This window comes from Paenibacillus sp. FSL F4-0122 (genome assembly GCF_038002845.1).
Taxonomy (GTDB): domain Bacteria; phylum Bacillota; class Bacilli; order Paenibacillales; family Paenibacillaceae; genus Paenibacillus_AQ; species Paenibacillus_AQ odorifer.
Genome location: NZ_JBBODI010000001.1, coordinates 1,140,211 through 1,160,188, shown reverse-complemented (window position 1 = coordinate 1,160,188; position 19,978 = coordinate 1,140,211). Strand labels below are relative to the sequence as shown.

Genomic DNA, 19,978 nt, shown 5'->3' with positions numbered 1-19,978 from the left:
AGACTACCCTATTTTGAAGTCCTGTGCAATTAGCCTATTGTTGTTTACCCGCCTGCTGTGTACTGGATAATTTGATCAACTCAGAGACAGTGACAAATCGAAAGCCTTTCTTTTCTAATTCCGGCAAAATAATTTTAAGAGCTTCTCTAGTTTGTGACTGCCCGTGCACATGATCATGAAATAGAACGATGTCCCCATTACGTGCATTTCGAATGACCTTGTTCGAAATACTGTACACGCCTGGGCGATTCCAGTCACGAGTATCTTGATGCCAGGACCATAATATTGGCTTCAAGCCCATATTGTTAGACAGATCAACTAAGGTCTCGTCATACATGCCGCCTGGTGGTCTGAACAGTGAACTATGTTTACCGGAGACTTTTATAATCTCTTCTTCGGTCAATCTTAGCTCCTGCTCAAATTGTGCTTCATTAATAGGTTTTTTAAAATAAACGTGATTGTAGGTATGGTTAGCTAATTCATGCCCCTCAGCAATAACTCGTTTCGCTACCTCTGGATAGGCTGCAATTCTTTTTCCTATCGCAAAAAAGGTGCATTTCGCATGATATTGATTCAATACCTTTAAGATTTGATCGGTTTCAGAAGGGTCAGGACCATCGTCGAACGTCAATGCAATCACTTTTTGGTTAGTATGTACTTCCCAAATCATGTCTCCTCTTTTTTCGTAGTAGTCGCGGTTTTTGCTTGGACTACCTAGAGCAGAGTTCGTGAAGCATAAAAAGAATGTAAGGGTGATCAACATAATTTTGCTGCAAGTTTTCATCATTTCACCTGTTTTTTTATTTTAGAGTGCTCCTTTTAGGGGTCGGTATATTCATAGTTTCAGTTTTGTATAGGCAACCAGTCTTTTTTCGTGCTCATTCTTCTTTCTACTATATCTTCATGTACAGGTTATGAGATTCATTTTGGCTTCTGACGATTACATAGTTATCCACGTGACCGTCTATAATTAAATTAGCCTTTGTATTTTGATGTGAAAATTGTTATGAAAATGCCTTATAATGAAGTACTATATACAGACATTTGGTTAGGGTGGTGGGAACATGACACTTATTGAAAAAAGAGAACACCGGCAGTATCCGGAGATTACCCGCCTAGAAACGTCGAGAGCTGCTTATGAGCGTGATTATTCACGCCTGATTCATTCGCCTACTTTTCGGAGGCTGCAAGGTAAATCACAAGTATTCGGGGCTGGGACGGGTGATTATTACCGCACGCGTCTGACTCATTCACTTGAAGTTGCACAGATTGCTCGTGAGGCGGCGAAAAGTCTGCTGCGATCGTATCCAGAAGTGGAAACCACCAAGGCGGAGAATCCGGGTCTTGTTATAGATCCAGAGGTAGTGGAATGCGCAGCTATCGCTCATGATTTTGGCCATCCTCCCTTTGGACATAAAGGGGAAGAAGTGCTGGATAATATTTTGGAACAGCTTATTGAAAAGAAAACTAACGAAGCTGCGCTGCAATCAGGCGCAACGGGTGTGGATCGCCTGCTGATCCATGAGCAGATGAAGCAACGTTATGAGCATTTCGAAGGCAATGCCCACAATTATAGGCTGATTATGTTTCTGGAGAAGCGTGAGAATATTGATGGGCTAAATCTGTCAGATGCTGTGCTGCTAGGCATAAATAAGTATCCTTTTCCCGGCACCTCGCTGAAGAAGGGGATGTACCTTCACGAATGGGGATATATTTCGGAGATCCGCAAAGAGTGGGGAATACCGGCAGGTAAGAAAACGTTAGAGGCTCAGCTTATGGACCTTTGTGACGATATCGCTTATTCTGCACATGATCTGGAGGATGGGATTAAAGCCGGAAAGATTGAAGTGCATGAACACTTTATGCATGATTCTTATATCCAGCGGTTAATCGTAGAGAAAATCACCACGCTCGAGGATTTCTTCTGGAAGGGCTGGGAAGAGGAAGGCATTCGCGCGAAGGTCGAGGAAGTGCTCAGTTCATTTCTTCGGGTTTGGAAGGAAAAAATGCCAACCTGCGAAAATGACTATTCCCGCACTCGACGTGAAGTTAAGGCTTATTGGGTAAGTACCTTTGTCGCCAGCTTGGGAGTGATCCAAGATGGAGACTGGAAGAAGGTCACCTTTATAAAGGAAGGAAAAGAAGACGAAGATATGCTGCGGACCGTAAGTGTGCTGAAAAGCTTCGCGTGGGTTACTATGATCCGTGATTTGCGTGTGCAGCGGCTGCAGAAACGTAGTGAGTGGATTTTGCGCCGTCTATGGGGAGCATTTTTGGATCCACAGACCTCTAAAGCCATTATTCCATCGGATTGGCTGCAGCGATTTGAGAAAGATCAGAAGCAGGCAAAACCGATTTGGACTTGGGAGCATATGGTGATTGATTATATCGCAGGGATGACTGATGCTTTTGCAGAGAAAATATATAATGAGCTGTACGGACTGAAAGTCGGCTCGATTTATGATTTGGATTAGAGACGCTTAGACAAGTAGTCCCTGCTGTTCATTTAGGATGATCTAAATGAACAGCAGGGGCTATTTTTATAAGGATTATTGATTTAAATACCACTCATATGCAGTTCTTTCAAGATTAACCACAAATTCTTCTTTCCCGTCTATATAAGCTGCAATGTCCTCTGGGAATTGTTTGGCAAGAGTATCCTTCAAATCTCCGTACTGTTTAACCGTCTCCGGATGTGATCGAAGGTAGTCTCTTACAGCCAGATGACGGTCGATATCTATCTTATTATCCATTTGGAAGACATGAACATGATGGGTTCTGCTATTTCCGCCTTTTCTGAAATATCTTCTGCCACTGATACCGAACTCACCCATACATTCATAACCAAGTGCTGTCATTTGCTGGTTGAACTCATCTACAGCTTCGATATTTCGTACTACAGGCATTATATCTATGATTGGTTTAGCTTTTAGTCCGGAAACAGAAGTGCTGCCAATATGGTGAATATCAACGAGGGCATCAGCAAAGATGTCTTTAATCTTCTGAGCTTCTTCAATGAACATTAGACTCCATTGCTCGTTAAATTCTGTGACCGTGACCTTCATTTCACTAACCCTCTCTTTATGGATAACTTTGGATTTTCTTATTATAGAACAGATGTTCTTGTTTTGTAAAGCATATTATTAATATTGCCGGTCGTAATCAACAAGATTTAGAGAAGGTGTGCCTGATGATAAGTAAGACTTCACATTTTCGGTAAAAATATTAACGATCCGGTCAGCGTATTGATCTGTAATTCCAGCGGAGTGTGGAGTGATGATTACTTGCTCCATAGACCAAAGCGGATGATCCTGCGGAAGGGGTTCGGTCTCAAAAACATCCAACCCAGCGCCACGGAGTTGTCCGCGATTCAATGCATCGATCAGAGCCTCAGTATCGGTAGTTGCGCCACGGCCAATGTTAATGTAATAGGAGCCTTCTTTAAACGCGGAGAAGCTGGTGGCATTAAATAAATGCTTGGTCTCATCGGTAATAGGAAGGGTATTGATGATGAAATCGCCTTGGCTTACAGCTTCGGATAAACGATCTGTTGTATAGATTTGATCAAAGTCTGCGACTGGCTTACCGGAACGGCTGACACCGATAGTCTTCATCCGGAAGGCTTTAGCAATTCTGGCGGTTTCACTGCCGATCGCTCCAGTTCCAGCTATAACGGCTGTTTTGCCGGACAGCTCGCTTTCACTGCCATCAGATTTCCAAATATGGTTCTGCTGATTGCGTACAGCCGTATGCAAATTACGTGTGAAGAGAAGCATGAACCCGAAGATTACCGCAGAAATAGGCTCGGCATGAACTCCGCTCCCACTGGTGAGCAGGACTCCTTGTTCCTTAAGACGATCGAGAGGAAGTTTCTCAATACCAGCAGACCAGGACTGAACCCAGCGAAGGGAGGACTCGGGGCGAAGGAGTGTATCCGAAATACCTTTAGCCCAGCCGATTACGATTTCTGCGTCTGCAAGCAGCTGCAAATCTGGATTTTTGGCGTCTCCTTGTGTGAATGTATAGCCTGGGGCAGCCGCTTTGATCCTTTCCTGCTGCTGAGATGTAAGTGGTTGTAGACATACTATAGACTTAGTCATGATGTGTTCCTCCTACTTTGTGGTTTAATGGATATGGATCATGTTATAGGTTAAGAATACCAAATCTATTGGAGAAGGTGAAATTGACCATGAATACTAAAGTATCAGAGAACGAATCAGAACGGCTTTTTCTAGCTGTGAAATTACCTTCTGAGCTGCAAGAAATAGTGGCGCAGGCATGTTCAAAGCTAGCTGGAAATTTTGAATTTGCTAAATGGACAAATCCGCAAGATTATCATATTACCCTGCAATTTTTAGGAGATACCCCAAAGACCGTAATTCCAGATTTAGTAAAATCATTAAGGCAGATCGCGGGTCAAGGCAGCCCCTTCAATCTCTCTTTGGACAAATGGGACACATTTGGTCTTCCAGCTTCCCCAAGAGTCCTGTGGATAGGGGTTTCTGGCGAAATAGAGGCATTAAATCAATTAGCTGCGAGAGTGCATTCTGCGACGTTTCCATTAGGTTTTTCAGGCGAATCCAGGGCCTATAAACCGCATCTTACCGTGGCTCGAAAGTACCGGGGAAAAAATTCATATGATGATAAATTGCTGGAAAACTTACTGAAATTGGATGGTGATTGGAACCTAAAAAACTATCAGAGAGACTGGACGATTGATAGTTTTGTGTTGTATGCTACCAGAATGTATGCCATTCCTATGTATGAAATTATTGAAAAGTTTACAGTTTAAAATCGATAATAAAGTTTTCAAAGCTTCCGTTTTCGGTTACATACAATAGGAATGTGCCGTGAAATAGGAGGAATATCATGTTAATTTTTAAACAAAACCGCTATATTGCGTTGCTCGTTGGCGTTATACTAGTGTGTTTCTCTGCCATAAGCTTATTGCAACCCGAACAAGTTGCGGAAGGGAAGATGGACAGGGTGCAGATGGATAAGTTGCAATCCACCAGCCGTGCATCCGTACTTTCTCTTTTGCAAGATGAATCGAAGTCTAGTATAACGAGTAGCATTACGAGGGGCATTACTGAAGTTACACAAGCCAATAAGCTTAATAACACATTCAGTCTTTTAAGTTCCGCTTGGAAACCGGCGAAGGGTGTGGAATGGCTTAGTGTAAAAAAAATAAAACAAAAAAACACAAAAAACACATCGAACGTTTCCATTATTCGGGTGAAGGCTGATGTAGTACAATCCAAGCCAGCTGCGCAAAAAGCGTCGCAATTGGCGGAAACAGCAACAAAGAGTAGTCAGGCGACAGCGAAGACAGCCTCGGCTTCTCAGAAACATCCCCTCACAACATTGTACTTCTCTCGGACAGAGCTATTAAGCCAGGAGCAGCAAAGTAAAGCAACCCGGCGCTACGCTGTATCCGAAGAAGAACTGCTTCTGCTACAAAAAATTGTAATGGCAGAGGCGGAAGGTGAACCGTACAAGGGCAAGGTGGCAGTTGCCAACGTTGTTCTGAATAGGCTGCGGTCAGCCAATTTCCCCGACACGATATATAAAGTTATTTATCAGAAGAGCCAGTTCAGCCCTGTAGCTAACGGGCGTCTTAACCGTGTGAAGCCTAACGATGATAGTATTAAAGCGGTGAATGCTGCACTCTCCGGAGTAAAGGAAGTTCCCGATAATACTTATTTTTTCTTGTCGCTAAAACTTGCACAGGATCTGACCGTACATCATTCACAGACTTATGTTAAAACTATTGGCAATCATACTTTTTATAAATAATTTGGTGGATCTGTGAACCTCAGCGCTATATAGGGTAAACTAAACTATATGAATCTGGAGGTGGAAGATAACCATGAAAATCACTTATTATGGACATTCAGCTCTGCTGGTAGAGACGGGGAACGTGAAGGTTATTATTGACCCTTTTTTGTCAGGTAATCCGAACTCCGGTATTTCACCTGCCGATATTTCCGTTGATGCCGTTCTGCTTACTCACGGCCACTCTGATCATTTAGGAGATGCTGTCGAAATTGCCAAGCAGAATGATTGTCCGATCTTTGCGGTGTTTGAGCTTGCCGAATATTGCCGGATGAAGGGTGCACAGGTTAAGCACATGAATATAGGTGGTAGTCATACCTATGCAGGGATGACTGTGAAATTTACGCAGGCGTTTCATTCCTCATCCATTCAGGAGGGCGATTCTTGGATTTATGCTGGACAACCCGCGGGGATTTTGTTGACGATTGAGGGCAAGACGATTTTCCATGCGGGGGATACCGCACTATTCAGCGATCTGCGCCTCATTGGAGAAAGGAATGCGATTGCCCTGGCAGCTCTTCCTATAGGCGATATGCTGACCATGGGACCGGATGACGCCTTGCTGGCCGCACGCTGGCTACGGGCGGATAAAGTGATCCCGCTACATTACAATACATTTCCGGATATTGCTCAGGATGGTGCTGATTTCTGCGATCGCCTGCATCAAGAGGGAGTAGAAGGTTTTCCGCTTAAAGCTGGTGAGAGCGTAGAAATTTAACCAATCCGATTTATATTATAAAAAAAGCAGGTAGCCGGGGGAAATTCCCTGACTGCCTGCTTATTCTTTAAGGTGTAATACATACAGGTTCTTCATTACGTGCTTGCGCTCTTGTGCCTCTGATTTCAGTTGCCTCGCTTACGGGGTTACCTAACATCTTCAGAACAGTAGTCGCACAGCTTTGCGGTTGATGTTTATCTGGAGCGAGACGTCGTCTGCGTTGCTCTTCCAGAACTGAATATTCACGAAGCATCATAGTGAACCATTTGTTCACTACTTCCGAGTCGAGCACCTCTGCCAGCCCAAGCTCTACGAAATATTGGCAGTTTTTCTCTTCCTGACCTGGAATAGCTTTATAGAAAAGCATTGGAATTCCTTTGGCCTGACCTTCCGTACAGGTCATACCTCCAGGCTTCGTAATCAGCAGGTCTGAGGCATCCATCAATTTATTGATTTCACTGCTATATCCCAGAATTTTAACATTGGGATGATTGAGCAGTGGATTGGACTTCATTTTGGCGATTAGCTTCTCATTGCTGCCCATACAGAAGACGAGCTGAATATCATCCATTCTGGCGGTGAGGGAATGCATAATCTCTTTGCCGAACATCAGCCCCCATCCTCCGCCCATAATGAGTACGGTTGGAATATCAGCCAATCCCAGCTCCTTGCGTAGCAGCGTCTTGTTGGACCGTTCCCAGAACTTTGGATGCACTGGGATGCCAGTGACGGTTACTAGCTCTGGAGCGATCCCACGGCCTGTCAGAATGGACTTGACGCGTGGGGTAGATACGAGATAACGATTGACCTCGGAATTTACCCAACTCCCATGTGCATCATAATCAGTAATTAATGTATACAGAGGCACATGTAGTCCACGACGTTTCAGTCTGGAGATGACCGCAGCCGGAATGGGATGAGTGCAGATAATTAAATCAGGCTTTAGCTGCTCAATGACCTGTGAAGCATGTGTATAAAAAATCCGGTGAAGCGCCATTTTAGTCAACGGGTTCAATGATTTATGATATTGTGTCTTATACATCATGCCGACCAGCTTAGGCTGGCTGCTAACTGTTTTGCGGTAAGCGGAAAGAATCCAAGGGGCGACCGTCGGGTTAAGAAATTTCCCCAGCTCGATGACTCGGCATTGGACATCCGGATTCAGCAGCTTTATTCCTTCGGCCAGAGCATAGGCTGCTCCTGTGTGGCCCGTACCGAAGCCTTCCGAAAACAGCAGTACTCTTTTCTTTCGCATAAGTTCACCTGCTACTTTCCTTTTCTATAGAAATGCGTTTCTTCTTCTAATTATACTAGGAAATCTATACTATACTCACATTATACAAGTAAGACGTAAATAGAAAGTTAAAACCCTGCAATAAATAAAAAAAATAAAAGGTTCGCCCAAAGTATTGCAAACTAGAAAACAACATGATAAAGTAGTGAATGACCAATTGACCGGATTAGTAAAATGGTCAGAAGTCAGCGGGAACGATATTTTCTGGAGAAAGGAAGTGTGCACAGGTGGCAGTGGTGGATCGAAGACAGCAGGTGCTTCAGGCCGCAGCAAAATCTTTTTCATTATTTGGCTATAAGGCAACTACAATGGATCAGGTTGCTAAGATTGCAAATGTCGGTAAGGGGACCATCTACACCTTTTTTACAAACAAAGAGCAATTGTTTGACGAGATCCTGCACGATATGATGATGGAAATGAAGACGATTGCTGAGCGGGAGATCAGGCGAGACAGACCTTTCTTTGACAACTTGCATCGTGTGCTGGATGCTCTGCTTGAGTTTCGAAGTGAGCAGGAGCTATTCATAAAACTTTCCCAGGAGAATCGCGAATTCGGTACGCCGCAGGCTGGAGAAGGACTCGAGAAGATCGAGAACGTAGTTTTAGAATATTTAGAACGGGAGGTGCAACAAGCGCTCCAACAGGGAGAAATCAAACCTTGCGATCCCAAAATCGTCTCGGTAGTCATGTTCAGATTATATATTGTATTGACTGCTGAACTGAATAAAACACATACTCCCTTGGACAAGGAACAGATCAAGATGTATTTTCATTTGTTTCTCGCCGAAGGATTGGCACAGTAAGGGTTGATTCAGGACAGGGATGGCGTTCTCAGCTTCACTCGATTCGCTTTCCCTTAACAATTCTCAAGATGGATTAGGCATTGAAAAAGAGCCGCGAGGCATTTTTTTATACCCTGAATTGACCGAATGGGGAAAACAGTCACTTAGTGTTACGTAATATTTCGCAAACAAAGCATTTTAAAGAGAGCATAAGCTCATAAGGAGAGAACCAGAATGAAATCATTATCCGTATTTACCAAGGATCTTGGCGCAGCCCTTAGAAATCCGAAGGTGCTAATTCCAATGATTGCTATCCTATTTATTCCGGTGATGTACAGCGGATTCTTCCTGAAGGCATTCTGGGATCCGTATGGCAAGATGAATGAGCTTCCGGTTGCTGTGGTCAACCAGGATGTCGGCGCTAATTATGAAGGCAAGCAACTACAAGCCGGTAATGATCTTATAGAAGAGTTGAAGGTAACCGACGGCTTCCAGTGGAACTTCGTTTCCCTTGAAGAAGCGGAAGCAGGAATGAAGGACAATACTTATTATATGTCGATCATTGTTCCGGAAGACTTTTCTGCTAAAGCTACTACTCTTATGGATGATGAACCACAGCCTGCAAAAATTATTTATGAGCCAAATGAAGGTTACAACTTCTTGGCTGGTCAAATCGGTGGTACGGCTGTAGCAGAAATTAAAAATAAAGTATCTGCTAAAGTAACTGAAGCTTATGTAGAGTCTGTATTCAATCAGATTACAGAAGTATCTGATGGATTGGGCGAAGCAGGAGATGGAGCCTCCAAGATCGCTGATGGCGCTGGTAAGCTAGATGACGGAGCCTTGAAGCTGAAAGATAATCTACTTGTACTGACAGATGGTACAGGTAAACTTCAAAATGGTGTAGAACCCCTTACACAAGGCGTGACTGATTTGAATGCAGGTGCTACGGCGCTTAAAACAGGATCAACCACGTTGGCAAGCGGATTGCAACAACTGTCTACTGCACATACGCAGCTTCAAGACGGTGTTGCACAGAGTGCTGCCGGCAGTAAACAACTTAGTGACGGCTTGAAACAAGCTGTAACAGGGGCAACACAGCTTCAGGCGGGAACGCAGTCTGCTGTGGATGGTACTTCTAAACTACAAGCAGGAACACAATCTTTAGTTGATGGCAGCGCGAAGCTGGAAGCAGGCTTAACTTCTTCCGTAGATGGCAGCGCGAAACTGGAAGCAGGTTTGCAAGCTTCCGCCGCAGGCAGCACGAAGGTAACTGAGGGTGCTAAAGCGGTAGCTCAAGGATTGGAGCAATTGGCACAGGCTAGTCCTGAGCTGGCACAAAATCCAGCGGTACAGAAGCTGCTGGCAGCCAGTGCAGCTGTGGCACAAGGCAGTGAGCAACTGCAACAAAGTCAAGAGCAGCTGGCACAGGGTGCTACTGCACTCCACAGTGGGCAAGAGCAGCTGGCACAAGGTGCAACTCAATTGCACTCGGGTTCACAGCAGTTAGCTGCTGGTGTAACTCAGTTGCATGATGGAGCACAGCAATTAAATGCTGGTAGCACACAGCTTTTGACAGGACAACAAAAACTGGCACAAGGCGCATCTGCACTTGTAACCGGTGGAGATAAGCTGAATGCAGGGATGCAACAATTTGGTGCGAAGCTTAAAGAAGCTGCAGCTGGAGGCAGCAAGCTGGCTGAAGGCGGTAAAGCGCTTGGCGATGGTACTACAAAACTGTTAAGCGGTGTAGGCGAACTAGGTTCCGGTATCAGTGCTGTAGCAGATGGTTCGAAAAAACTGGCTGATGGCGCAGGCGAGCTGAAAGATGGTATGGATGATCTGAAATCTGGATCAACAGAACTGGCAACTAAGCTTGGCGATGCTGCTGAAAAAACAGGCAGTGTGAACAAAACAGATGCAATGATGGAAATGTTCGCACAACCAGTGGTGGTTGAGGATCAAGTTGTGAATCATGTTCCGAACTATGGTACAGGTTTTGCTCCTTACTTCCTATCCCTTGGATTGTTTGTAGGTGCTTTGATTTCAACAATTGTTATTCCAATGCGTGATTCGGCTGTCCTTGGTGCTAGCCGTATGAACCGTTTCATTAGCCGTACGCTTACTTTCACAATCATGAGCTTTATCCAGTCTATGCTGGCTGCTGTGGTTGTATTGTATGGACTTGGATTGGAAGTACAAAGTAAACCGCTATTCTTCGTATTTACATTCTTAACAAGTTTAGTTTACACATGGGTAGTTCAAGCGATTGTTACTTGGATGGATCAACCGGGACGTTTCGTTGTTATCGTTATTCTTATTTTCCAATTAACAACTAGTGCCGGAACATTCCCACTTGAATTGATCCCTGACTGGATGAAATTCTTTAATCCACTGCTTCCAATGACTTACACAGTTAGTGGTCTTAAAGCAGTAATTTCTACAGGTGACTTCAGTGCAATGTGGGGAGATGTAGGTATCCTGGCAATCTTTGGTCTTGGATTCCTTGCTCTTACCTTCGCTTACTTCATGACTCGTAGCCGTGAGAATGAAGTTGGAGTGAAAAGTGAACAAGTTTTGACTGTATAAACTGATAGATTTTTTGAAAAAAAAGTATAAAAAAGCGTCTCCTCCGGGAGACGCTTTTTTTGATTTAAAATCATAAAAACCCTTTTTCTTGCAAACATATTAGAAGGGATGAAAAATCTTGTAACGCTTTCATTGCATATGCACTTATGCGTTATTTATGTATAATTATGCATCGTGAAGTTTTTTTAAACTTTTACTCGCTAAAGCTGTGATGCAAAAACAAATGTTAATCAGCATCATAAAAAAGTTTAAATTGCGCTGATGTTACCTCGGTGATAAAATAATAGCACTAATCTGGATTGAATAATTATTAAGATTTTCATGTGAAAAATTTTCCTAAGACATTGCATACTTTATAATAGAAAGGTTGCGTTCGATGAAACACACTGAACTGCCCGTAAAACAGGGCCTGTATGATCCCCAGTTCGAAAAAGATGCTTGCGGCATGGGATTTGTAGCTCATATTAAAGGCACACCGTCTCACAATATCGTAAGTAATGCTTTGACAATGCTCTTTAATATGGAGCATCGGGGAGGCCAAGGTAGCGAACCCAACTCTGGTGACGGAGCAGGTATCATGCTTCAAATTCCGCACCGTTTCTTTGCAAGTGAAGCTCAGAAGCTAGGCTTTACTTTGCCGGAACAAGGCCATTATGGCGTGGGCATGATCTTTTTATCTCATAACGAAGAAGTTCGGGCGCAGCATGAAGCCCTCTTAAGCAATATTATTGCTGAAGAAGGTCAAATAGTACTCGGCTATCGTGATGTACCTACCTATGATGAAATGCTTGGCAAGACAGCGAAAGCTGCTAAGCCTTTTGTGCGTCAAGTGTTTATCGGCCGCTCGGCTTCGGTCACGAATGAATTGTCTTTTGAACGTAAGCTTTATGTTATCCGCAAACGTGCGGAGCTTGCCATTCGTTACGGTGGTGTAGAAGAGGCTGAATCCTTCTATATACCAAGCTTGTCGTGCCGTAAGATTGTATACAAGGGCATGCTGACTACAGAACAAGTCGGACAATTCTACCTGGATTTGCAGAACGAAGAGCTGGAATCAGCGATCGCGTTAGTTCACTCCCGTTTCAGCACGAACACCTTCCCAAGCTGGGAACGTGCGCATCCCTACCGTTTTATGATCCACAACGGTGAGATCAACACCTTGCGTGGTAATGTGAACTGGATGCATGCACGCCAGTCATTGTTCAAGAGCGAAGTGTTTGGTGAAGATCTGAACAAGATCAAGCCTGTTATTAACCCGGATGGATCGGACACTGCAATGTTCGATAACACCTTTGAGTTTCTCTATTTGAGCGGACGCTCCCTGCCACAGGTAGCCATGATGATGGTTCCTGAACCATGGAGCAATCATGATAGTATGGATGCTGATAAAAAAGCATTTTATGAATATCACAGTACTCTAATGGAGCCATGGGACGGGCCTGCTGCAATGGGCTTTACCGATGGGATACAAATCGGCGCTATTCTGGACCGTAACGGTCTGCGTCCTGCTCGTTATTATGTAACGAAAGACGATATGATTATTTTATCCTCAGAAGCCGGTGTACTGGACATTCCAGCAGAGGACATCTTATATAAAGACCGCCTGAAACCTGGACGCATGCTGCTTGTGGATACGAAGGAAGGCCGCATTATCTCAGATGAGGAAGTTAAATCGGCTATCGCCTCTGAGAAGCCTTATCGCCAGTGGCTGGATGAGCATTTGATCAGTCTTGATGAGCTTCCGGATGCGCCTGAACTGCCAAATCCTAAGCATGACAATGTACAACAGCTACAGCAGGCTTTTGGCTATACTTTTGAAGACTTGCGCAAGGTGCTTGAGCCAATGGCATCTACTGGTGCTGAAGCTGTCGGTTCCATGGGTTATGATGCTCCACTCGCTGTATTTTCGGACCGCCCGCAACGTCTCTATAACTATTTCAAACAAATGTTTGCTCAGGTAACGAATCCACCCATCGATGCCATTCGTGAAGAGCTGGTTACATCCACAACGACTACGATTGGACCAGAGCGTAATTTGCTTAAACCGGAACCGGAAAGCTGCCGCCAGATCTCGCTGCAAACGCCAATTCTTTCGAACGAAGATTTTGCTAAGATTCGCCATGTTCGCCGTGCAGGCTTCAAATCGATGTCTATTCCAATTCTTTTCCCGGCTGAGCTTGGGGCAGAAGGATTACGCATCGCGCTTGAGCGCATGAACGAGGCTGCTGACCGTGTTATGGCTAAAGGGCATAACATTCTGATTCTGACTGACCGGGGTGTGGACAGTGAGAATGCTGCGATTCCAGCGCTGCTTGCGGTATCGAGTCTGCATCACCATTTGATCCGCCAAGGAACACGGACGAAAGTTAGTATTTTACTGGAATCCGGTGAACCACGTGAAGTCCATCATTATGCGCTGTTGCTCGGTTATGGGGTGAGCGCAGTAAATCCTTATCTGGCTTTTGAAAGCTTGGATGATATGATCGGCCAAGGCTTATTGCGGGGAATCTCGCATGAAAAAGCAGTGAAGAACTATATTAAAGCTGCGACTAAGAGCGTAGTTAAGATTCTTTCCAAAATGGGAATTTCGACGATTCAATCTTACCGCGGTGCGCAGATTTTTGAAGCTGTGGGTCTGAACTCTGAGTTCGTGGATCGCTACTTTACTTGGACACCTTCCCGGATTGGCGGTATTGGCCTGGAGGAAGTGGCAACTGAGGCACTTATCCATCATAACCGTGCTTTTACAGAAAAAGACGGAAATGATAAGGTGCTTGATTCCGGTGGCGATTATCAATGGCGTAATGATGGGGAAGAGCATCTTTTCAATCCACAGACCATTCATCTGCTTCAGCACTCTGTGCGTAGTGGGAATTATGATATGTACAAGAAATATGCTGCCCTTGTTCAAGGAGAAAGCGAGAAGCAATTGACGCTTCGTTCCTTGTTGCAATTCAAGTCAGCCTATGAACCGATTCCACTGGAAGAAGTAGAACCGGCATCGTCTATTATGAAACGGTTTAAGACGGGTGCAATGTCCTTTGGTTCCATTAGTAAGGAAGCACATGAGACACTGGCCATTGCGATGAACCGTATCGGTGGCAAGAGTAATACGGGGGAAGGCGGCGAAGATCCAGCTCGCTATATTCCGGATAGCAATGGTGATTCACGCCGCAGTGCGATTAAACAAGTAGCTTCCGGACGTTTTGGTGTTACCTCGAACTACCTAGTTAACGCTGATGAGATCCAGATTAAAATGGCTCAGGGCGCTAAACCAGGGGAAGGTGGACAGCTTCCAGGACGTAAAGTTTATCCTTGGGTCGCTGAAGTACGTGGCTCAACAGCGGGTGTCGGTCTGATCTCACCTCCACCGCATCATGATATTTACTCAATCGAGGATTTGGCAGAGCTGATCTATGATCTGAAGAATGCAAATCCACGTGCAAACATTAATGTTAAGCTCGTATCGGAAGTTGGAGTGGGTACGATTGCTGCTGGTGTAGCCAAAGGGCGCGCTGATATTATCTTGGTTAGTGGCTATGATGGAGGTACAGGGGCATCGCCGATGAACTCCATTCGTCATGCGGGTCTTCCGTGGGAGCTTGGCTTGGCTGAAACCCATCAGACATTGATGCTCAACAATCTGCGTGACCGTGTTGTTCTAGAAACAGATGGTAAAATGTTAAGCGGCCGCGATCTGGCTGTAGCTGTATTGCTTGGGGCCGAAGAGTATGGATTTGCTACTGCTCCGCTAGTATCTGTTGGCTGTATTATGATGCGTGTCTGCCAAATGGATACTTGTCCGGTTGGTGTAGCTACCCAGAATCCGGATCTTCGTAAGAACTTTACTGGGGATCCGCAGCATGTAGTTAACTTTATGACCTTCGTGGCACAGGATCTACGTGAAATTATGGCAAGTCTCGGCTTCCGTACAATTGAAGAGATGGTAGGCCGTACCGATTGCCTAGACGCAACTCAGGCGTCGAAGCATTGGAAGAAGAAAGGCATAGATTTGAGCAGCCTGCTGCATACACCGGAATTACCGGAAGGAAGCACACGCTTCCGCAGTAAATACCAGAATCATGGTCTGGAAGAGACACTGGATGTCTCGCAGCTGCTCGACCTGGCAGCACCTGCATTGGAATCGGGTACGGCTGTTGAGGCATCGCTGCCAATCACGAACGTTAATCGTGCCGTCGGAACTATCCTTGGCAGCGAGCTGACCCGCAAGTATGGGGCCGCAGGTTTGCCAGATGATACGATTCGGTTTCATTTCACCGGTTCTGCTGGTCAAAGCTTGGGTGCATTCGTGCCTAAGGGGATCACACTTACGGTGGAAGGAGATTCCAATGACTATGTAGGTAAAGGATTGTCAGGTGGTAAGATTATTATCAAGCCATCTCCGAAAGCTACCTTTGCTGCTGAGGACAATATCATTATCGGAAATACTGCATTCTACGGTGCAACAGGTGGAGAAGCTTATATCAACGGTATCGCTGGTGAACGATTTGCCGTCCGTAACTCCGGAGCGAAGGTTGTTGTAGAAGGCGTGGGTGACCACGGCTGTGAATACATGACTGGAGGCCGAGTGGTTGTCCTTGGTGAAACTGGCCGTAACTTTGCGGCAGGGATGTCAGGCGGTATCGCTTATGTCTACGACCCGGATAGAACCTTCATCGGCCGCTGCAATCTCGAAATGGTACTGCTCGAGAGAGTGGAAGAGTCTGAGGAGATCGAAGAGCTGCGTGAGCTGATTATCCGCCATACCGAGCTTACAGGTAGTGCGGCTGGCGCACGGGTACTGGATCAGTGGGCAGATAGCTTGCCGAACTTCGTTCGTGTCATTCCGAAGGATTACAAACGGATGATGGAGCAAATTCGCAAGGTAGAACAAACCGGATTGACCGGAGAAGCTGCGTTGATGGCTGCATTTGAAGCGAATATGCGCGAGCTTGCCCGTGTTGGCGGCTAAACTGCTGTACCTGAATGAAATAGGAATTAAATGAATAAGGGAACCTGACTCTTCCTAATGCCGGAGAAGTCAGGTTCCTTTTTTTTAGATGGCAGACTCGTATCCTCTAGTGATTTTCGGGAAAAAGGGTATATGTGGTAAACTAGGTTATAGATGAAAGGAAGTGAGACTATGTCGAATACAGAAATATTGATGGAGCCTGTTGCCCGCCTGCAGGGAGTCACCAAAAAAATCGGCTCGAAAACGCTGGTGAGCGATTTAACGCTGGACATCCCGCCTGGACAAATCTTCGGTTTTTTGGGGCCCAACGGAGCAGGTAAGACTACTACAATACGGATGATGGTGGGGTTGATTTCCATTAGTCGTGGAGACATCTTGATCTGTGGCCGTAGTATTAAAAACCATTTTGAAGAGGCTATCGCAAATATAGGGGCCATTGTAGAAAATCCTGAGATGTACAAGTTCCTATCCGGTTATCAGAATCTGCGCCAATATGCACGGATGGTGCCAGGGGTAACGAAGCAACGGATAGACGAGGTCGTCGAGCTAGTTGGACTAGGTCAAAGAATTCATGACAAAGTTAAGACCTATTCACTGGGAATGCGTCAGAGGCTGGGAGTGGCTCAGGCACTGCTGCACAGACCCAAGCTGCTGATTCTAGATGAGCCAACCAACGGCCTGGATCCACAAGGGATACGCGAGCTTAGAGACTATTTACGACGTTTATGTCAGGAAGAAGGAACAACTGTATTCGTCTCCAGTCATTTACTTTCCGAGATGGAGCTCATGTGTGACAGCGTGGCGATTATCCAAAATGGACGACTGGTGGATGTGAAGCAGCTGAAAGGGGTAGGCAATACTGCAATGCCTCTGGGAGAAACCTTGTTCGAGGTTGATAATGCTGAAGCTGCTCTAGCCCTCATTGGACGTGGAGTATTTAAGAGTGGGGGACTTGTGCTTGAGGCAGAGCGTGAGGAGATCGCAGAATTAAATGCCAAGCTAGTGGCAGGTGGGATTAAGGTGTATAGCATCAGAGCCCTTGCCCGTACGCTGGAGGATCAATTCTTAGAGGTTACAGGAGGTGAAGGAATTGGGTGAATTTACAGCTCTCATACATAATGAGAATATCAAAATATACAGCCGTGTCCGCACATGGATTATGCTGCTTATTCTTGCGGTGATGAGCGTGCTGCTTCCTGCGCTTATTTATTTCACAAGCGAAGGCGATTCATCGCTTATGGGGCTTTGGGACAACTTTCAGATGACGGTGAGTATTGCGTTCTTCTTGAATACAATATTTACCGTTGTAGTGGCTTCTGACTCCGTAGCGGGCGAATTTACCTGGGGAACCATCAAGCTGCTGCTGATTCGCCCGTGGAGTCGCTCCAAGATCCTGCTCTCGAAATATATTTCCATGGTGTTATTCAGTTTGCTTAGCACCGCAGTATTGATTGCTTTTGGCTTTGCTGCTTCGTTAATCTTCTCCTCATCTTCGGGAGATACGATGTCATCCATTACGGCTTGGAGCCCAGCGGAATATTCCTTCCTAGATCTCCTATGTCGTTACATTGAGCTTTTCCTGACCGCTGCTCTGGCTTTCATGGTATCTAGCGTATTCCGCGCAAGTGGACTGGCTATTGGATTATCCTTATTTATTATGTTTGCCAAGAGTATTTTTACGGTTATTTTTAGTCCAGAACGGTTTGAATGGGCCCAATACTTGATCTTCACACATATGGATCTAAGAGACTACCTATTGTCGGATACGGGTCCGGGGGGCTCTACACTTGGCTTCTCCATAGCTGTACTAGCGGTGTACTATATCCTATTCCTGGCCATTTCCTGGATTGTCTTCCGTAAAAGGGACGTTGCCTCATAGAAATAAGTCTAGCCGGCTTCGAGTGTTCCTTGTGCTTTGGAGGAGCGCTTGGCTGCCTTGTCCTTTTTCATATTACTTTTGGGCTCACCTGCTTTTTCAGAGGTGGGCTGTTCTTGCATGGCAATGGAGCCATTCAGGAGGCTGCCTTCCATAATGCTAAGTGCTCCTGCAGAAATATTGCCATGTAACTCCCCGGTTCCGGTCATAATGAGTCTGCGGTCTGCGGTAACATCCCCGTATACTTTGCCGGCAATCACGATTTCCTCCGCTTTAATACTGGAACGCACTGTTCCTTCTTCTCCTACAGTCACGACACCACTGCAAATAATCTCACCGCTAAAGGTACCCTCAATCCGCAGGTTTGTATCGCATTGCACCTTGCCCTCCAGTGTTCCTCCATGCCCTATTAGGGAATCGGTAGATTTAAAGGGGACACGCTGCTGCCGTTTGTTCCACATTTATAAATTCCTCCTATTATATAAATTGAATGAATCCTTAGGGTTTGACATACGCCAAAGGGTTGACAGTTTTATTCTGCTTCACAACCTGAAAATGAAGGTGAGGACCTGTGCTTCGGCCAGTGCTTCCAAGCAAGCCGATTTTTTGCCCCTTGCTAACCTTGTCTCCGGCAGATACGTTCATTCCGTTCAAATGCATGTACCAGGTTTCCAACCCGTTTGAATGCTTAAGCACGATGTATTTTCCGCGTGCGCCCATTTGTTCCGCAGTAATAACCTCGCCATCTAAGGCAGCATATACAGGATCACCGATGTTCCCGGCAATATCGACACCGGAATGGAAAGCAGACAAACCTTTGAATGGATCTGAGCGGTAGCCGAAGCTTGAAGAAATAACTTTGGACTCGGTAGGCCAAAGCGGTACTGCGTTAAGTCTAGCCTTTTCTGCACGGGCCTTTTGAGCTTGCAGATTTGCTTGTACGTTATTCTCATGCTCTGCCTGTGTGATTGTCTGTGTGATACTTTCCACCATTTCATCAAGCATTCCGTGAATCTCCTCAAAGTCATCCTTAGTTTCTTCCACCAAGCTTGTAGCGTCGTTCTGATACACCGCGATGTATTCTCCACCAACCTGTGGGGTGAGTGTTTTTGGAAGGGCTGCAGTAATGGCTCCAAAGCGGAAACTTATGGCGGATAGAGAAGTGGAAGATGAGTTCTCTTCAGTACTCTGCTTAAAGGAGGTCTCTTTAGGAACAGGAGAAGAAAGACGGCTCGATAAACCTAATGTTGAATTTGAAGTGGCCGATCCAGCTTTTGATTTTTCTGTTGCGGATTTCTCCGGTTGGGATTCATTCGTGTCTGTAGCGGCAGCAGCACCTTTGCTTTTGTTAATCAATGCTTGCAGCTCCTGTTCCAGTGCATTTACACTCTTCAGCTTGTCTTTAATGTTATCTGCCTCTTCCGAAAGTTCGCTGACCTGGCTACGAAGCTGGGTTAAATCTTTATCCTTGTCGGCGACCTTCATTTCCATGCGGAGATTGGTTAGCGATAGTGCGGCTGCCTCGGCTTCTAGCTGTGAGATGGACTGAGAGGCATGGAAATGCATAGAGGTGACCAGACTGGAGATAGAGAGGGCTGCTGCTGCCGGCAAAGCGAACGCTAGCGGTTTGGAGATGTGGAGCTGTTTGACTGGACGTCCGGCATCCCTTACGACAAGCAGCGTAATCCGTTTATGATCTGGCTGACTCTTCATGGCTTCTCCTTTCTGCGGCTTATGGCAGCCGCTTGCGATACCTGAGGCTAACGACTTTTCTTCCATTAGGCTCATCCGAATTGTCCTACTACTCTATGTATTCCATATCTTTCAGGAACATGACAACGGTTTGTTTGAATAAAGAAGGAGAGTTACGGCAAAACCTGTACTAGAGTCATCGCAGAGAGTCTATTGCATC

At 45.5% G+C, this 19,978-nt stretch carries 15 protein-coding genes; 9 read left to right on the top strand and 6 right to left on the bottom strand.

Annotated elements, in window-relative coordinates:
• Positions 1-34: 34 nt before the first annotated feature.
• Positions 35-784 carry a polysaccharide deacetylase family protein gene (locus MHH49_RS04965; RefSeq protein WP_445667567.1) on the bottom strand — a complete coding sequence of 250 codons (750 nt, stop codon included), beginning with the start codon at positions 782-784 and terminating at the stop codon, positions 35-37.
• A gap of 280 nt (positions 785-1,064) precedes the next feature.
• Between MHH49_RS04965 and MHH49_RS04960 the strand changes: the two genes are divergently transcribed.
• On the top strand, positions 1,065-2,474 hold the full coding sequence (locus tag MHH49_RS04960; protein WP_038568916.1) for a deoxyguanosinetriphosphate triphosphohydrolase family protein: 1,410 nt from the start codon (positions 1,065-1,067) through the stop codon (positions 2,472-2,474).
• A gap of 75 nt (positions 2,475-2,549) precedes the next feature.
• Here MHH49_RS04960 and MHH49_RS04955 read toward each other — a convergent pair whose 3' ends face one another.
• Both MHH49_RS04955 and MHH49_RS04950 read right to left on the bottom strand, forming a co-directional pair.
• Positions 2,550-3,065, bottom strand: a complete 516-nt coding sequence (locus MHH49_RS04955; protein ID WP_036676563.1) for a GrpB family protein — start codon at positions 3,063-3,065, stop codon at positions 2,550-2,552.
• Between the two features lie 78 nt (positions 3,066-3,143).
• Complete coding sequence (locus tag MHH49_RS04950; protein WP_036676562.1) at positions 3,144-4,100, bottom strand: D-2-hydroxyacid dehydrogenase; 957 nt, start codon at positions 4,098-4,100, stop codon at positions 3,144-3,146.
• 89 nt (positions 4,101-4,189) lie between these two features.
• On the opposite strand from MHH49_RS04950, the gene thpR reads away from it, so the two are divergent.
• From thpR to MHH49_RS04935, 3 genes are all read left to right on the top strand, one after another.
• Positions 4,190-4,792 carry an RNA 2',3'-cyclic phosphodiesterase gene (gene thpR / locus MHH49_RS04945; RefSeq protein ID WP_036676561.1) on the top strand — a complete coding sequence of 201 codons (603 nt, stop codon included), beginning with the start codon at positions 4,190-4,192 and terminating at the stop codon, positions 4,790-4,792.
• 77 nt (positions 4,793-4,869) lie between these two features.
• Positions 4,870-5,796: a cell wall hydrolase gene (locus tag MHH49_RS04940; protein WP_076179871.1), complete on the top strand. Its 927-nt coding sequence runs from the start codon at positions 4,870-4,872 to the stop codon at positions 5,794-5,796.
• A 73-nt stretch (positions 5,797-5,869) separates the two neighbouring features.
• Complete coding sequence (locus MHH49_RS04935) at positions 5,870-6,553, top strand: metal-dependent hydrolase (RefSeq protein WP_036676555.1); 684 nt, start codon at positions 5,870-5,872, stop codon at positions 6,551-6,553.
• Between the two features lie 67 nt (positions 6,554-6,620).
• On the opposite strand, the gene MHH49_RS04930 is transcribed toward MHH49_RS04935, so the two are convergent.
• Positions 6,621-7,808 (bottom strand): UDP-N-acetylglucosamine--LPS N-acetylglucosamine transferase, encoded by a 1,188-nt coding sequence (locus MHH49_RS04930; RefSeq protein ID WP_038568920.1) that lies wholly within the window; start codon positions 7,806-7,808, stop codon positions 6,621-6,623.
• 266 nt (positions 7,809-8,074) lie between these two features.
• On the opposite strand from MHH49_RS04930, the gene MHH49_RS04925 reads away from it, so the two are divergent.
• The 5 genes from MHH49_RS04925 (at position 8,075) to MHH49_RS04905 (ending at position 18,069) form a co-directional block, all read left to right on the top strand.
• Positions 8,075-8,650, top strand: a complete 576-nt coding sequence (locus MHH49_RS04925; RefSeq protein ID WP_036676550.1) for a TetR/AcrR family transcriptional regulator — start codon at positions 8,075-8,077, stop codon at positions 8,648-8,650.
• Positions 8,651-8,863: 213 nt separating this feature from the next.
• Entirely contained in the window at positions 8,864-11,218 is a 2,355-nt protein-coding gene (locus tag MHH49_RS04920) for a YhgE/Pip domain-containing protein (RefSeq protein ID WP_038568922.1), read from the top strand.
• A gap of 376 nt (positions 11,219-11,594) precedes the next feature.
• The gene (gltB, locus tag MHH49_RS04915; protein WP_038568924.1) at positions 11,595-16,190 is read left to right on the top strand and encodes a glutamate synthase large subunit; all 4,596 of its coding nucleotides are present in this window, start codon (positions 11,595-11,597) and stop codon (positions 16,188-16,190) included.
• A 171-nt stretch (positions 16,191-16,361) separates the two neighbouring features.
• A complete protein-coding gene (locus MHH49_RS04910) occupies positions 16,362-17,288 on the top strand; it encodes an ABC transporter ATP-binding protein (RefSeq protein WP_235219382.1) in 927 nt (308 codons plus the stop codon).
• Complete coding sequence (locus MHH49_RS04905) at positions 17,281-18,069, top strand: ABC transporter permease (protein WP_341137942.1); 789 nt, start codon at positions 17,281-17,283, stop codon at positions 18,067-18,069. The genes MHH49_RS04910 and MHH49_RS04905 overlap by 8 nt, the downstream gene beginning before the upstream one ends.
• Positions 18,070-18,077: 8 nt before the next feature.
• On the opposite strand, the gene MHH49_RS04900 is transcribed toward MHH49_RS04905, so the two are convergent.
• Both MHH49_RS04900 and MHH49_RS04895 read right to left on the bottom strand, forming a co-directional pair.
• Positions 18,078-18,527: a bactofilin family protein gene (locus MHH49_RS04900; protein ID WP_038568928.1), complete on the bottom strand. Its 450-nt coding sequence runs from the start codon at positions 18,525-18,527 to the stop codon at positions 18,078-18,080.
• A gap of 37 nt (positions 18,528-18,564) precedes the next feature.
• On the bottom strand, positions 18,565-19,845 hold the full coding sequence (locus MHH49_RS04895) for a M23 family metallopeptidase (protein ID WP_051490924.1): 1,281 nt from the start codon (positions 19,843-19,845) through the stop codon (positions 18,565-18,567).
• Positions 19,846-19,978 lie beyond the last annotated feature (133 nt).

Excerpts from the sequence above, each read along its gene's own strand:
- MHH49_RS04930 (WP_038568920.1), bottom strand. The coding sequence starts at position 7,808 with ATGCGAAAGAAAAGAGTACTGCTGTTTTCGGAAGGCTTCGGTACGGGC.
- gltB (WP_038568924.1), top strand. The coding sequence starts at position 11,595 with ATGAAACACACTGAACTGCCCGTAAAACAGGGCCTGTATGATCCCCAG.
- MHH49_RS04935 (WP_036676555.1), top strand. The coding sequence starts at position 5,870 with ATGAAAATCACTTATTATGGACATTCAGCTCTGCTGGTAGAGACGGGG.
- MHH49_RS04895 (WP_051490924.1), bottom strand. The coding sequence starts at position 19,845 with ATGGAAGAAAAGTCGTTAGCCTCAGGTATCGCAAGCGGCTGCCATAAG.
- MHH49_RS04940 (WP_076179871.1), top strand. The coding sequence starts at position 4,870 with ATGTTAATTTTTAAACAAAACCGCTATATTGCGTTGCTCGTTGGCGTT.
- MHH49_RS04960 (WP_038568916.1), top strand. The coding sequence starts at position 1,065 with ATGACACTTATTGAAAAAAGAGAACACCGGCAGTATCCGGAGATTACC.
- MHH49_RS04965 (WP_445667567.1), bottom strand. The coding sequence starts at position 784 with ATGAAAACTTGCAGCAAAATTATGTTGATCACCCTTACATTCTTTTTA.
- MHH49_RS04955 (WP_036676563.1), bottom strand. The coding sequence starts at position 3,065 with ATGAAGGTCACGGTCACAGAATTTAACGAGCAATGGAGTCTAATGTTC.
- MHH49_RS04950 (WP_036676562.1), bottom strand. The coding sequence starts at position 4,100 with ATGACTAAGTCTATAGTATGTCTACAACCACTTACATCTCAGCAGCAG.
- thpR (WP_036676561.1), top strand. The coding sequence starts at position 4,190 with ATGAATACTAAAGTATCAGAGAACGAATCAGAACGGCTTTTTCTAGCT.
- MHH49_RS04920 (WP_038568922.1), top strand. The coding sequence starts at position 8,864 with ATGAAATCATTATCCGTATTTACCAAGGATCTTGGCGCAGCCCTTAGA.
- MHH49_RS04910 (WP_235219382.1), top strand. The coding sequence starts at position 16,362 with ATGTCGAATACAGAAATATTGATGGAGCCTGTTGCCCGCCTGCAGGGA.
- MHH49_RS04900 (WP_038568928.1), bottom strand. The coding sequence starts at position 18,527 with ATGTGGAACAAACGGCAGCAGCGTGTCCCCTTTAAATCTACCGATTCC.